The organism is Kastovskya adunca, from assembly GCF_059505785.1.
This window is the reverse complement of sequence record NZ_JCACLG010000033.1, coordinates 80919-95209: the sequence shown is the minus strand read 5'-3', so window position 1 is coordinate 95209 and position 14291 is coordinate 80919. Positions and strand designations below refer to the sequence as shown.

Genomic DNA, 14291 nt, shown 5'->3' with positions numbered 1-14291 from the left:
GACCAAGCCTCAACAATAGAGGCGTGAAATCGCTTCGAGACTTGGAGAAAATGGGACGAAAACTTTTGCTTTGGTTAGTGTGGCTGGGATTTATCGTCTACGTGCTGCTGTTTGCTCCTCCGCTACAGCCGGATACCTTCCAACCCATTCAGACCCTGTTTGCAGGACAAATACCGAGTATTAATCCGGTAATTGTGTCGTTATTCAGTATGATCGGCATCTGGATTTTGATCTACAGTTGTCTAGTCTTTACTGATGGCAGGATGCAGCGATTACCTGCCTGGGCTTTCATACTGGCGTCTGTAGCATCGGGAACGATCGCACTGATTCCCTACCTAGCACTACGCGAACCGAATCAAAGTTTCTCTGGAGAAAAAGATGCCTGGTTAGCGTTACTAGATTCGCGAACGACTGGAGCGATTTTGACAGTCAGCACCGTTATTCTGCTTGTCTTTGCGTTGTTCTTTGGAGATTGGTCTGCCTTTGTGCAAGAGTTTCTAACCAATCGTTTCATTCACGCTATGACTCTGGCGTTTTGCCTGTTTGCACTGCTGTTTCCCTACCCAACGTTATTGAGCGACGATATGGCACGTCGGGGCTTGACCAGCAATTCTCAACTCTTTTGGCTGGTGGCATTAGTGCCGTTGTTTGGCCCACTAGCCTATCTGTGCCTGCGTCCTCCGTTACAGAGGTTTAGAGCAACTTGATGTAGATCCCTGACTTCTTGAAGAAGTCGGGGATCTGAGCGGCACTAACCCAATTAGCGATACTCCTGATTTTGAATATCGCGCAAACGAGCTTCTGGACGCTTGAAGCGGTCTAATTGCGCCTCAAAGAAGGCTCGATTGGCTTGCAGATGCTTCGGGTTGGAGTCATCCAAGGGATAAAGTAGCGCCGTCCGCAAGGCTTGAATTACAGCGGACGTGACGCAGTACATCGAGCGTTGGAAAGTAACCCCTAGCTGAATTAGGATGTCATCCTTACCCCGGCAATGCTGGTGATAATACTCCACCAAGTAAGGGGGGAGAAAGTGGAGCATATCTTGCATTAGCTGTGTCGGTGGAATGCCAGCCGTCCCGACGGGGAAGACATCCGCGTAGAGAATTCCGAAGTGGAAGTCCTTTTGGTCTTCAGGAACCTGCTCTGCCTGAGCATTGTAAGACTTGGTTCCCCGAAAGGGAGCAGTCCGGTAAAATACAGCTTCTACGTAAGGAAGTGCGGCTTCATAAAGCCAAGTAAAGCCGCAAGATTTGGGGATAATTTCGTAAAGTTCGCCGCGAATATAGACGTGGTGATAAATGGGACGACCCGCGATCACAAAAATCCCATTAACCAGAAAGTCCATTGCCTCTGGGACGCTGGTAATTTTGCCTTCATCATAAAGGTCAGACATTTCAAAGAACACCGGAGCCATCACTTCCCAGAACAAGCCCAAGTTGCTGTAGTAGGATAGCTGCCGCACCTGTTCGATGAACATTTCTGGGAACAACTTGTAGAGACCCAGCATTGCCGGATTGCCTTGGAAGTAGGCTTTAATCGCTTTATCGGCAGCGGCTTTGTATTCTGGGGTATCTAGATAGGGGTCGAACTTTCCACCCATATCTCTATGCCAAAGCATCGCCCGCATACAGGCTTCGGCAAATTCCATGTTTATCCGGTCGTGCCATAAGTGATGAAATAGCTTCGGCGCTTTGAAGGTTTCACCTTTTTCCATAAAAGCTAATAATTCCGGATGGGCGGTGGCTTCCCCTCGCCAAATCCGCAAGTCGGCATCATCGCCTGCGTAGTGATTGTGCAGTTCTAAATATTCTTCAGGCAGAAAGTATTTAAAAAAGGGAAACGGTTCTAGAAATACTCGTTCGGCAATATAAAGTAGGTCGCGCCAGTAGAAATCCATCGGCACTGCATAGGCTTTGTAAATGCCGATGATCTGCATCAGGTTTTCTGGCGTATCTGGCAGCATTGCGCCGCCTGCTTCTAGGCGGTGAATGATGTCAGCAAATTCATGCTGGGAAGGTGGTAACTTCGTTTTAGTTGCAGCAGCACTAGTCATAGTCTTTTTTCAGTTTCTGGGAATAATAATTTTTTTGGGAAGCTTTCGGTGAGATCCCCCCTAGCCCCCCTAAAAAAGGGGGGAACCGGAGCAAAGTTTCCTTTTTTAAAAGGTTTGACTGTCTACAGTAGGAATTACTGCGGGTAGTTCTGAATTGAAGTCAGGGTTTAGGATAATTTTTTGATTCGGTTGGGGGGGTATGGCTGCTACCATTGCGGCGATGGTGGGTTCGCTCCAACGCACTAACCAAGTAGGTTGAATGCCTAAGAAGAATATGGTTGCTGCCAAGACTAAGGCGGGAGTATGTTCTTGCCACTTCACTTTAGGGAAGTAGGCGATTTTGTTGTCGAGTTTGCCGAAGCAGGTGCGGTTTAGGAGGATGACGAAGTAAACAGCTGTTAAGCCGCTAGCAAGGACGCAAAGCAGGGTAGGAATAGGGAATACTGAAAAGCTACCTTGAAAAACGAGAAATTCTGCGATAAAGCCGACGAGTCCGGGAATTCCCGCGCTTGCCATTCCTCCAAGAATTAAGAGGGCGCTGACAAGAGGTAAGCCACGAATCGGGTTCATTAAGCCGTTGAGAACATCCAGTTCGCGGGTGCCGACTTTGTTCTCAATAATGCCAACGAGATAGAAGAGGATTGCCAGGATTAAGCCGTGGGCGACCATTTGAGAAACCGCACCGACTAGACTCATTGGTGTACCCGCCGCCGCTGCAACGAGGATGTAGCCCATGTGACCGATGGAACTGTAAGCAACCATGCGCTTAATATCTTTTTGGGCGATCGCGCTTAATGCTCCATACAATACACTCACTACCCCAATAACTGAGAGTCCAGGGGCAACAGTCGCCCACGCGTCGGGAAATAGCCCCAACCCAAACCGCACCAAGCCATAGGTTCCGAGCTTGGCGAGAATCCCCCCTAAAAGAATAGCAACGGGAGGAGACGCTTCCACATAAGCATCGGGTAACCAGGTGTGGAGGGGAACCAGAGGGATTTTGATGCCAAAGCCAATCAGCAGCAGGGTGAGGAGAATCAGTTGCGTTTGTTGGGGTAAGCCCTGAGTAACAATCGACGCATAATCAAAGCTGCTAGATCCGCTTAACCAGGTTATCCCTAGGAACGCTACCAGAATCAAAATTCCTGAAACTGCCGTATAGATAAGAAATTTCGTTGCTGCGTAACCCCGCTTTGGCCCTCCCCAGATACTAATTAGCAAGTACAAGGGGATGAGTTCTACTTCGTAGAAGAGGATGAATAGCAGCAAATTCTGCGAGAGAAATGCCCCAGCTAAGGCGGCATTGACGAGCAAAACCAAGGCGTAATAAAGCCGGGGACGGGCAACGGCTTCGCCAGTGCCATAGAGGGCAATCCAGGTCAACAAACCGCTTAATGCTACCAAGGGAAAAGATAAGCCATCAATGCCCAAGCGATAGGTTAAGCCGAGTTGGGGAATCCAGGGAAGATACTCCTGCATCTGCAATCCTGCCATGCCTTGGTTGAACTGGCTTCCCAACCAAAGCGTCAGCAGTAAGATCACAGTAGCGATCGCTAACGCTACAAACCGTAGTCGCTTTGCTGATATAGTTCCAGGCGAAAACCCAACAATTAGCGCCCCCAGCACGGGCAACCAGATTAAGGTACTCAGCATTAACTTAATTTGACTCCTTCCAAAGCGTTTTTAAGGGATTAGTGAAATTAATTTATCAGGGCTAACTCGTGCTTCTCTATGTAGGCTTGGAGTTCGTTTCCAAACTAAAAACCTAGGAAACAAAGCTTTAGTTTAAACCCATCCAACTGTTAGCAAGCCCAGAAAAAGCGAGACAGCTAGCAAAATGGTTAGGGCATAAAATTGAGTTTGTCCTGTGACGTTGTACCGCAAGCTTTGTCCACCAAAAATAGTAGCTAGTCCAACAAAATTAACTGCACCATCAACAATGTGGCGGTCAAACCAAGAGGTAATTTTGGAAACCAAATCAACGGCAAAGACAATACTCAGGCGATACAGTTTGGCAGTGTAAAAGTCATACGCTAACAAGTCTTGCAATGGTTTCCAGGGAAGCTGCACGGGCTTTGGTAATGTGTTGCCTAGGTAGACCACTGCACTGATGCTGCAACCGAAGATAGTAGACCAAATCAGCAGTAGGGCAAGGTCTTTGTTGAGGATTGCCCAGTCGGGTAGTAGAGATAAGCTTTGCAAGACTAAGGGGAGGTGTAAGACGAACCCCAGCAAGAGCATCATCGGGAACGTCATTGGCCAATGTACTTCTGGCGATCGCACTGCCATTTGCTTTGGTTTACCGCCAAATACCAAACAGAACACGCGAGTCAAGCTAAAAGCTGTCAGCAAATTAACGACTAATAAAACACCGACTAACCAAGGTTTCGTCGCCCATAACCCATCCGCTAGCTGTAATAATGCCCAAAAGCTACCAAAGGGAGGAAAGGCAATCAACCCCAAAATTCCGGTAATGAAGGCAAGTGCGGATACAGGTCGGCGCGACCATAAGCCACCGAGCTGCGTGAGATCTTGGGTGATGCTACTCCAAATCACGGCACCGATACTCATTACCAAAAGGGCGATCGCTACTGCATGGGTCAGTACCAGTAGCAGTGCGGCTTCCGTTTGCTGCATTCCCACGGCAATGAATACCAAACCCATGTAGGCACTAACGGAATAAGATAAGGCGCGTTTGATATCAATTTGGGCGATCGCAATCAAGCTTCCCCCAAGGGCTGTTACCGCACCAATTCCTACCGTTACGGATAAAACAAAGGGAGAAAGGGCTAATACAGGTTCCAGTTTCACCAGCACCCAAGCCCCTGTTGCCACCACCACAGAGTTCCGCAAAATCGTTGAGGGTAATGGCCCTTCCATCGCTTCATCTAACCAGAGGTGCAACGGAAATTGAGCGCATTTACCCATCGGGCCCGCAATTAAGGCTAAACCTAACAGCGTGGCGACTTTCGGGTCTAAGTTCGCTGTTTGTGCCCACACTGCCAACTCAGAAAAATCCCAGGTTCCGGCGATGGGATACAACGCCACCACCCCCATCAGCAGCACCAAGTCTCCAACCCGCTTTGTTAAGAAGGCATCTCTCGCCCCTGTCACCACCAACGACTGATTAAACCACAGTCCGATTAGGAGGTAAGTCCCTAAGGTGAGGATTTCCAAAATTACATAGCTAAAGAAGAGGGAGTTGCATAGGGCAAGGGCAGACATTCCCGCTTCAAACAGGGCTAACAAGGTGTAGAAACGCGCCCATCCCCAATCCATCTCCATGTAACCGATGGCGTAGGTCTGTGAGAGTAGGTTCAAACCTGTAACTAAAATAAGTGCGCCCACTGTGACGGTAGAAATTTCAATAGGGATGATGAAATCTAACCCCGTCGTGGAGAACCAGGTAAAGGCAATATGTTGGGGAGGCTGGTTCCAAATGGCTTGCAGCGCGATCACGCTGTGAACAAATCCCAATAGAGTCATCAAGAGATTGATATATCCTGATGGTCTTGGCCCGGTGAGGCGAATAATTCCAGGCGACCAGGGTATGGCGGCGATCGCACCAATTAAGGCGTAGCAAGGTACTAACCAGATGGTATCGACAAAAAGTTGAGGAATTGGCATCACTTCTAAGTCATTCGTCACTTCAAACGCACTAGACGCTTACCCGATCCAGCTAAGAATCTAAGTCGTTTGTTTACTTAAGTTTGTTTTAATCTTTTCAAACAGCTTAGTTGTTCGTCAACCAAAAGTAAACTTTATAGCTAGAGGATTAATTCATTGGAAATACTTTTGAAACCACCAAAGCTTTTAAATACAAAGCTTTGCGCTTCCGGCAACCGTCATATTCATAATCGATATGCAAACCATAGAGAATTCTCTATATAAAAAATTTATTTGGCTTAGATTAGTAATTGTAAATAAATGATCTAATTACAGAAAATAATCTGTAGCTAAATTCATTTGATGCTTACATCTTGCTCAACAAGCTTCTAACTTCTGCATTCTTTAACGCAGAGGGATACAAAGGGGAGAGTATGTCAATAACATGGCTAACAAATAATACTTACTCCTTAGGTAGTTGTGCTTGTTGAGATCTTTTAGAAGCTCCTTTGTAAGCGATCGCTCCTTTTCAACAATCAGTACTCTCATAAAATCTTGCACCCCAAAAAAGTTCAAGTTCTGATTCTTGTTGTCAAGGTATCTTTCCGAATTAATGAAAAAAGTGAAGAACTTGTGAATTTCTTGGGAAAGATTTACTAAAAAATGTAGGAAGCCGACAGTAATATAGAAGAAAATGTGGGGGAGGGGATATAAAAAGACAAGCATAAACGGGTTAACTAGTGATTAGCCTGGTTGACTGACAAAGGTGCTAAAAGCCTAAAGATTCGTTGCTTATCCGCCCAGAATGACTTTTGAGCCAATAGCCTAAGCCCATTTAGATAGCCCTAAATGCGTTTTAATCCTATGAAGATGACTTTAGCCTTGAGCCAGGAAGTTTATTTCCTGGTGAACAATAAGGCAAACCGAAGATTTGTCAGTCAACCAGAGTGATTAGCTCTGGATTAATCACTCTGGGCTACTTTGAAATTGGAAACATTAGCCAAAAAGCTAAGTTCTGACAACAGATTTTTCTGGTATCTCAACGACTTCAAGCACTTCTTCTGGTACAACTTCCTCTACCCGTTGCATGAGGATCGCAGCAACAATCAAGAAGCCACCGCCGATAACAACGGCTAAGAGGCGATTGTTGTCGAGGAGATGATCCATTACCCAGCCAAAGCCAAGGGAGATAAAAATCTCTGGTAAGACGATAAAGAGGTTGAAGATGCCCATATAAATCCCACTTCGCTCCGGCGGGAGGGAACCTACTAGGATTGCATAGGGCATTGCCAAAACACTTGCCCAGGTAATGCCCACTCCTACCATTGGCAAGAGCAATAGGTACTGGTTGTTGATGCCAATCAGGGAAATCAAACCTGCCGCACCGCACAGTAAGCAAAAGCTGTGGGTGAGCCGGGGGCTAGTTGCTTGTGCTAGTTGGGGTAAGACAAAGGAAAAAACGATGCAAACCGCATTGTAGGCAGCAATGCATATGCCTGCCCATTCGATCCCCTGGATATATAGCGGTGAATTTTCGTGGGTAGCACCAAAGATATTGTGGGCAACGGCGGGGGGAAAGTAAAGAAAGAAGCAGTACAATCCAGACCAGGTAAAGCACTGTACCCATGCCAACTGTCGCATGGTTAGCGGCATTGCTTGCAGTGCCGTACGAATTTCTCGGAAGCTATTGGTTAGACCCCCATGTTTTGCCTGTTCCTGTTTGAAGGCTTGCATGTCTTCTGGTGGGTACTCCTTGGTGCTGAGTACTGTCCACAGCACAGTTCCTAAGAAAAGCGCTGCTCCAATATAGAAAGAAATTTCTACTGTTGGGGGAATTTTCTGTTCTTGACTGACGGTAATGCTGGGAACCCCAAAAACATGACTCAGCAACCAGGGAAAAGCAGAGGCTGACACCGAACCGATGCCAATGAGTAGGCTTTGCATCGCAAATCCTCTGGTGCGCTGGTCTTCCGGGAGCAAATCAGACACAAATGCCCGAAAAGGCTCCATGCTGACATTGGCGGAGGTATCCAAAACCCAGAGCAATCCCGCCGCCATCCAGAGGGTGGAGGAATGAGGAATGAGAATTAGTGCTAGGGAGCTAAAAATGGCACCGACGAGGAAGTAAGGTCGCCGTCTGCCGAGTCGTCCCCAGGTGTGGTCGCTCATATTGCCAATAATCGGCTGGATGACTAATCCTGTAAGGGGAGCAGCAACCCAAAGGATCGGGATATGGTGAGCATCAGCACCGAGATACTCGAAAATGGCACTCATGTTTGCCATTTGCAGACCCCAGCCAAATTGGATGCCAAGGAATCCAAAACTCATGTTCCAGAGTTGCCAAAAGTTTAAATGCGCTTTTTTCATCTCTACTTCTCCCTATACGCTGAATGGTCTGATTGGCAGCCATCCAGGCGGGAGAAATAGAGGTTTTAGAGTCTCCAAAAAAAGGCGCAAATAGCTGCAAACTGTCTTGCAGTTTTCTGTAGGTTTTTTGTGCTTCATGAAATACTTTAGAAATCAACATCGCAAGCGGTAACAGGATCTGTCTCGCTGTTGCTTGCATTTATGAGCCAAATTGCGATCGCGCAGGACTCGCAAACTTTAGCTCTTCGATCAGGCTTTGCTAAACGTCAGTGTTCCCAGCTTAAGCGAAGCCTTGCTCCCTTGACTTGTTCCTCTCCCTAGCAATTCAATGCACTGAGGGGGTTAGGGAGGAATAAGGTGAATCATTAAACCTAGACTTGGACTATTTTATTTTTAACTGTTTTAGTAGCTAGGCAGCAAAGAGTGAACGTGTCAGAAACCCTGACGAGTTACTAGTTCTCCCGGCTCCAAATATTTATCCAGCAAGAATAATTTTTGGGGTCTGGCTGAATTTCGGTTAGCGGCGAAGCTTGAGTAATTCCTGGGGAGAAGCCAAAAGCTTAATGCGGGTATAAAGAATTTCTTCTTCGGCATTGAGGAGAAAGTGCCATGCAACATTCACTCCAAACAGGGGCGTCTGCACTTTACCGGATACCTGAACTTGCAGATTGCCGTCGTCTAAATTTTCAGTAACACCTTGGCGAGGGTAGAGTTGCATTTCTTTGGCTTCTGCCTCTAAAAAAGTAGTGATCGCTTCTGATCCTACAATCGGCTGCTCAAAAGGTGGCTGCATCGCTCCCGTCTGGGCAAACAACTCCGCTGTTGCTGTATATTCCCCCGCATTCATCGTCTCAAAGTAACGCTGAATAACGAGTAGAGAAATTCCTTCAATTGTTAAGTCGGGAGAGGCAACTTCAGGAGTTGGAGTCGAATCGTCAGTAATTGTCATACAACTTATCTTTGCCTACAGCTATTAGAGTAAACACAAAGGCAGCTTGATACCTGCCCTTATAGAGGGATTTTTTAAAAGCTATCAACTCAGACTGTCTCAATGGAGAGATTGGAGTCTCTTACCTGACCTTCAAAATGCTACGTTTTGTAAAAAATACGAATAAATCCTTCAACCCTATCTCCCTAGATACTATATTTGTTCGTTTTCTCTATAGTGAGAGAACAATGTCACCACCCGTAAAATTGCCAGTCAGCAGCACTCTAATTAAGCAGAAAGCTCAGGAGTTGGGTTTTCATAAGGTAGGGATTGCGGCAGTAAATCGGGACGTCGCACAGACAGCCGTGCAGCGGCTGCAAGCGTGGCTAGCTTTGGGGTACCAAGCAGACATGGAATGGATGCAGAACCCCAGACGGCAGGATATCTATCAAGTTATGCCAGAGGTGCGCTCTATCCTATGCGTTGCCCTCAACTACTACACTCCTCACCAACGCCCGAACAGTGACGAATACGCCAAGATTTCCCGGTATGGATGGGGACGGGATTATCACAAAGTGATGCCCAAAAAGCTGAAGGCGTTGAACACTTGGTTAGAAGCGCAAGGAGAAGGAATACAGGCGCGTTACTACGCGGATACTGCACCTGTGCAGGATAAGGTTTGGGCGCAACAAGCAGGTATTGGCTGGATTGCGAAAAATGGTAATGTGATTACACGGGAATACGGTTCCTGGGTATTTTTGGGGGAAATACTGACGAACCTGGAGTTGACACCAGACAAACCCCATACCGAACATTGCGGTACCTGTACCCGGTGCTTGGATGCTTGTCCAACGAATGCCATTACTCAACCCTTTGTAGTAGACGCCAATCGCTGCATTGCCTACCACACGATAGAGAATCGGAACGAAACCTTACCTGAGGCGATCGCTCCCCACTTAAAGGGTTGGGTAGCAGGTTGCGACATTTGCCAGGATGTTTGCCCTTGGAATCAGCGCTTTGCAAAAGAAACAGATATTAGTGAATTTCAGCCCTATCCGCAAAATATTGCTCCTAAACTGGCAGAATTAGCAGTAATCTCTGATGAAGAGTGGAACCAGCGCTTTCCTGCTTCTGCCTTACGGCGCATCAAGCCCGAAATGTTACGGCGCAATGCTAGAGCAAACCTGGAAAATAGGGGATAAAGTTCTGCCCCAATCACGGTAACTGCTGCAATTTAGCGCCATACCAAGGCAAATCTTGAGAATAGAGAATATCAGTTTGGCTAAGGATCTGTCTCCATGACAAATAAATTAATAATTTTCGATTTTGATGGCACCCTCGCTGATACTCTCGATACCCTTTTAAAAATTACAAATCGTCTGGCACTAGAATTTGGTTACGTGCCAGCCACTCAAGAAGAATTCGCACTAATTAAAAATTTAAGCTCTAGAGAAATCATCAAGCAGTCAGGAATTTCTATCTTTAAGTTGCCATTTTTACTGAGAAGAGTAGAAAAAGAGCTTAAGAGAGAGGTTAAAAATATTAATTTGATCTCAGGAATTAAAGAAGCTCTTATAGAGTTACAAAATCAAGGCAACCAGCTGGGTATTGTTACTTCTAACTCAGAAGAAAACGCTAGACTTATCTTGCAACAGCACGAAATGCAAGAACTGTTTGATTTTATTTATTCAGGAACCACGCTGTTTGGTAAGCATAGAATCATCAATAAGTTGCTGAGACAAAGGAATTTGCAAAATAATGAAGTTATTTATGTGGGTGATGAGACTAGGGATATTGAGTCAGCGCAAAAAAGTGAAATCAAAATAGTTTCTGTAAGCTGGGGATTTAATACTCCAGAAATTTTAGCAAGTTACAATCCAGATTTTTTGATTCACCACCCTAGGGAATTAATCGAAATAATTGCCAATCTTCAAGGACTAGGTGAGGTGCCGCGAGTTTGATAGATAGAACGGTATAAGTAAGTAGGCGAAGCTCAATTAAATTATGTGGTGGAATGTAAAATTTTAAAGTAGGTTTTTAGTTGGGACTGGGTTTTATTTTGAGTGCTAAATCCCTGCTATAATTTTTTAGTTATTTGCTTCGTCCTATGTAATTAAAAACCTCCGCTCAACTGTTAGTTAAAGCGGAGATTTTCTATCTAGATTGGTACTACAACAAAGAAAGTTACAGATTAGAATCAGGGCGAGGGGCGGTTAGGGCATCCCAGGCAGCTTTGGCGGCATCAGCGAGGCGATCGCCAAGCGTTGAAACCTCTTTAAGAGTGGACTCCCAATTCTTCTCGGCATCCATTTGCAGCAGCTTAATCGAGTATTCAATTCGCTCAGGATCGAAGAGTTTGTTTTGTTCGATCGTTTCTCTGGCTTGTCTTACAGCATTCAGGTAGGTGTCACGAGTTAGATCGCCTGCACCTTGGGCTTCTGATTGTGCCCTTCTTTTGATGGCTTCGATCAGCGCTTTGGTTTCGTTTTTGATTTCATCAGATTCTCCTACCATTTCAGTTTCGACAAGAGCATTGGTTTCTTCGCTGTACTCAACTAGAGCGCGTTCTTTAGGAGTAGGATCGGTTGTCATAATTAGCTTTCCTCAAGAGAGTTGATTGCAAAGACTCAAAGATAAATAGAGTCGCTATATTTAGTCAAACGATACACTGCCGATTAAAATAGCGCCTTTATTTTACCTACCTACTTCCAAAGACGAAGGAGGGAGAACTCTAAGCTGGAGGTACGGATTAACCAACTTAACGTCCTGAGTCTTGAGTTTGGAGTCGTGAGTATTACCAAAAGTCTGGTACTCACCTCATCTCAAGAAAGAGGATAATCAAATCTAATTTAGTGGTGACGGGAGTGATTGTGGATGGGGATTGAAAAACTATGGTCGCCAGAGCCTATTATTGCCTTCCAGCGCTTCTTGGGGACGGGTTGGGAGCGGCTGTTTGAGGGAATTTCTCTATTAGGGAGTATTCCAGCGATCGCGATCGTTTTTGCCCTGGCATTATGGCTTTCTGGACGGCGGCTTGCTTATGGATTGCTGGGAGCAATTTTGCTGGCAACTCTGACAGATTTGTTGATATGGAATCTTGTCAGCTTACCTCGCCCTAGTGACCCGCGTATCACCCTATATATCAAGAAGCCTGTTGTATCGTCCTTTCCCAGTGGACATACGGTAACAGCAACAATGCTTTGGGGTTCGCTGGCTGCGTTTAACAAACTCCCCATCGCCGTTCCTATAGTCATTGTTCTGGCAATGATGCCCGCCCGGTTGTATCTGGGCGTCCATTACCCAGGAGACTTGCTAGGCGGCGTCATCATTGGCACCACCTTGGTAGTTCTCTACCAACGTCTGTGGTCAAAGATTTTACCGTGGTTCAAGAGTCGTCCCTTCCGCTTTTTCCTCACCATCGGACTTGCCTTCCCCATTGGCGCACTCCCGGTTATCTTTTTGTCTGATAGGGGCTGGGAAGTCTTTGGCGTCGCCTTAGGGGCAGGTATTGGAATGCCTTTAGAACACTGGTATGTTCACTACTCTCCCGCCCAAGTTCCGAGGAGCAAGCAAGCCTTGAAGGTCGGAATTGGTTTAGGCGTGTTAGCCATCCTAGGAACAATTCTTTATCTCACAAAGGATTCTTCGCCTGTTGTTAATGTAGTCACACTTGCTCTTGCCGCCCTATGGATTACATTCCTTGCCCCGGCATTATTTTCCTACATGGGGTTATCCCAACCTTCAGGTCGCAAGTTTTAAAAGAGTCCCTCGTCGGTGGTCTAGAAACAGGCTAACGGCAACGTAAACTAAAGGCAAAACCTAACTATTTCGGCTGGAGTTTAACTTGACTGAGAACATAATCCCCCTCCAGACCATATCGCGCAACGAACTCAGGCAGTTGGTGCGAACACAACTGCAAATGTTGCTGGAGCAGAATAACTTCCAAGGAGCGAAAGCTCTGCTGGTACCCGTGCAGCCTGTGGATATTGCCGAGGCGATCGAAGGGCTACCTGAAACAATGCAGGCGATCGCGTTTCGCTTGCTATCAAAAGCTGAGGCGATCGAAGTCTACGAATATCTCGACTCTAGCGTCCAGCAGGCGCTGGTTGAAGAATTTAGACGCCAGGATGTTTTGGACATTGTAGATAAAATGTCGCCGGATGACCGGGCGCGTTTGTTTGATGAACTTCCAGCGAAAGTGGTTCGCCGTTTGGTGGAACAACTTAGTCCCAAAGAACGCGAAGCAACAGCTCTATTGCTGGGTTACGAAGCGGGTACGGCAGGTCGGATCATGACCCCCGAATATGTTTCGCTAAAAGAAAGCTTGACTGTTGCCCAAACCTTAGAACGGATACGTAGCTTAGCCCACGTTACTGAAACCATTTACTACCTTTACGTTACGGATGCGGCAAGACAACTGACAGGAATTGTGTCGTTGCGAGATTTGGTGACTTCACCGCCGCAAGACACTCTGGCGTCAATTATGGCGCGGGATGTCGTGTCTGTTCACACCGATACCGATCAAGAAGAACTAGCACGTCTAATTCAACGCTATGACTTTTTGGCTGTCCCTGTAGTAGACCGGGAGCAGCGTTTAGTGGGGATTGTCACTGTCGATGATGTGATTGACATTATCGAAGAGGAAACAACGGAAGATATCTATGCCTTAGGCGGTGGCGTTCAATCAGGAGGTGACAATTATTTTCAAACGAATTTAATCACCGTGGCTCGTAAGCGGGTGGTTTGGTTGTTCGTCTTGCTACTGACAAACAGCATCACTGCCACCATTATTAAGTCGCAAGAGGCAATATTGCAGCAAATGGCAATCCTTACTGCCTTTATTCCCTTGCTCACAGGTACGGGGGGTAATGTGGGTGCTCAGTCTTCAACGGTGGTGATCAGGGGATTGAATACTGACGAACTTCGAGATTTAGGGCCACTTAAAGTCATCTTGCGGGAAGCGATGGCAGGAATACTCCTGGGAACGATTCTAGGGAGTGTGGCTACTGTATGGGCATATATACTGCAAGGAAATTTATTAGTTGCTTTCTGCGTCGGAGGTAGTCTAATAGCGATCGCTCTTCTAGCTTCATTGGCAGGCTCGGCACTACCTTTTCTCTTTAACCATCTCCGTTTAGATCCTGCTCTGATGTCAGCACCGTTTATCACCACCGCCGTTGATGTCTTGGGGGTTTTAATTTACTTCAACATTGCGCGAGCAATCTTAAGGTTATAGAGGATGAAGTATAAAGAAAGTCCTGAGTTGGTGAGTTGGTCAGTCGGTGATTTGGTCAGCAGGGATACGGCATCCCCGTACTCCTGCACCCCACAAGGACA

11 protein-coding genes are annotated in these 14291 nt (G+C 46.4%); 5 read left to right on the top strand and 6 right to left on the bottom strand.

Annotation, left to right across the window (positions count from 1 at the left end; genetic code table 11):
- The first annotated feature begins 50 nt into the window (after positions 1-50).
- On the top strand, positions 51-707 hold the full coding sequence (locus AC5JR3_RS13355) for a hypothetical protein (protein WP_495846975.1): 657 nt from the start codon (positions 51-53) through the stop codon (positions 705-707).
- 53 nt (positions 708-760) lie between these two features.
- On the opposite strand, the gene AC5JR3_RS13350 is transcribed toward AC5JR3_RS13355, so the two are convergent.
- The 5 genes from AC5JR3_RS13350 to AC5JR3_RS13330 all read right to left on the bottom strand — a co-directional run bounded on the left by AC5JR3_RS13350 (position 761) and on the right by AC5JR3_RS13330 (position 8975).
- Positions 761-2053: a CO2 hydration protein gene (locus AC5JR3_RS13350; protein ID WP_495846728.1), complete on the bottom strand. Its 1293-nt coding sequence runs from the start codon at positions 2051-2053 to the stop codon at positions 761-763.
- 105 nt (positions 2054-2158) lie between these two features.
- The gene (locus AC5JR3_RS13345) at positions 2159-3706 is read right to left on the bottom strand and encodes an NADH-quinone oxidoreductase subunit M (protein WP_495846726.1); all 1548 of its coding nucleotides are present in this window, start codon (positions 3704-3706) and stop codon (positions 2159-2161) included.
- Between the two features lie 132 nt (positions 3707-3838).
- A complete protein-coding gene (locus AC5JR3_RS13340) occupies positions 3839-5680 on the bottom strand; it encodes an NAD(P)H-quinone oxidoreductase subunit F (RefSeq protein ID WP_495846974.1) in 1842 nt (613 codons plus the stop codon).
- Positions 5681-6667: 987 nt separating this feature from the next.
- Positions 6668-8026: an MFS transporter gene (locus AC5JR3_RS13335; RefSeq protein WP_495846724.1), complete on the bottom strand. Its 1359-nt coding sequence runs from the start codon at positions 8024-8026 to the stop codon at positions 6668-6670.
- Between the two features lie 517 nt (positions 8027-8543).
- Positions 8544-8975, bottom strand: coding sequence for a ketosteroid isomerase family protein (locus AC5JR3_RS13330; RefSeq protein ID WP_495846722.1), 432 nt, complete (start codon positions 8973-8975; stop codon positions 8544-8546).
- Positions 8976-9202: 227 nt separating this feature from the next.
- Between AC5JR3_RS13330 and queG the strand changes: the two genes are divergently transcribed.
- The gene (queG, locus tag AC5JR3_RS13325; RefSeq protein WP_495846720.1) at positions 9203-10156 is read left to right on the top strand and encodes a tRNA epoxyqueuosine(34) reductase QueG; all 954 of its coding nucleotides are present in this window, start codon (positions 9203-9205) and stop codon (positions 10154-10156) included.
- A 96-nt stretch (positions 10157-10252) separates the two neighbouring features.
- Positions 10253-10915, top strand: coding sequence for an HAD-IA family hydrolase (locus AC5JR3_RS13320; protein ID WP_495846718.1), 663 nt, complete (start codon positions 10253-10255; stop codon positions 10913-10915).
- A 223-nt stretch (positions 10916-11138) separates the two neighbouring features.
- Here the strand turns inward: AC5JR3_RS13320 and AC5JR3_RS13315 are convergent, their stop codons facing one another.
- A complete protein-coding gene (locus AC5JR3_RS13315; protein WP_495846716.1) occupies positions 11139-11546 on the bottom strand; it encodes a hypothetical protein in 408 nt (135 codons plus the stop codon).
- 282 nt (positions 11547-11828) lie between these two features.
- On the opposite strand from AC5JR3_RS13315, the gene AC5JR3_RS13310 reads away from it, so the two are divergent.
- Both AC5JR3_RS13310 and mgtE read left to right on the top strand, forming a co-directional pair.
- The gene (locus tag AC5JR3_RS13310; RefSeq protein WP_495846714.1) at positions 11829-12713 is read left to right on the top strand and encodes a phosphatase PAP2 family protein; all 885 of its coding nucleotides are present in this window, start codon (positions 11829-11831) and stop codon (positions 12711-12713) included.
- An 85-nt stretch (positions 12714-12798) separates the two neighbouring features.
- Positions 12799-14190: a magnesium transporter gene (gene mgtE, locus AC5JR3_RS13305; protein ID WP_495846712.1), complete on the top strand. Its 1392-nt coding sequence runs from the start codon at positions 12799-12801 to the stop codon at positions 14188-14190.
- Positions 14191-14291: the final 101 nt, after the last annotated feature.

Coding starts and splice junctions, on each gene's coding strand:
- AC5JR3_RS13330 (WP_495846722.1), bottom strand. CDS start 8,975: ATGACAATTACTGACGATTCGACTCCAACTCCTGAAGTTGCCTCTCCC.
- AC5JR3_RS13340 (WP_495846974.1), bottom strand. CDS start 5,680: ATGCCAATTCCTCAACTTTTTGTCGATACCATCTGGTTAGTACCTTGC.
- AC5JR3_RS13350 (WP_495846728.1), bottom strand. CDS start 2,053: ATGACTAGTGCTGCTGCAACTAAAACGAAGTTACCACCTTCCCAGCAT.
- AC5JR3_RS13355 (WP_495846975.1), top strand. CDS start 51: ATGGGACGAAAACTTTTGCTTTGGTTAGTGTGGCTGGGATTTATCGTC.
- queG (WP_495846720.1), top strand. CDS start 9,203: ATGTCACCACCCGTAAAATTGCCAGTCAGCAGCACTCTAATTAAGCAG.
- AC5JR3_RS13345 (WP_495846726.1), bottom strand. CDS start 3,706: ATGCTGAGTACCTTAATCTGGTTGCCCGTGCTGGGGGCGCTAATTGTT.
- AC5JR3_RS13335 (WP_495846724.1), bottom strand. CDS start 8,026: ATGAAAAAAGCGCATTTAAACTTTTGGCAACTCTGGAACATGAGTTTT.
- AC5JR3_RS13320 (WP_495846718.1), top strand. CDS start 10,253: ATGACAAATAAATTAATAATTTTCGATTTTGATGGCACCCTCGCTGAT.
- AC5JR3_RS13310 (WP_495846714.1), top strand. CDS start 11,829: ATGGGGATTGAAAAACTATGGTCGCCAGAGCCTATTATTGCCTTCCAG.
- AC5JR3_RS13315 (WP_495846716.1), bottom strand. CDS start 11,546: ATGACAACCGATCCTACTCCTAAAGAACGCGCTCTAGTTGAGTACAGC.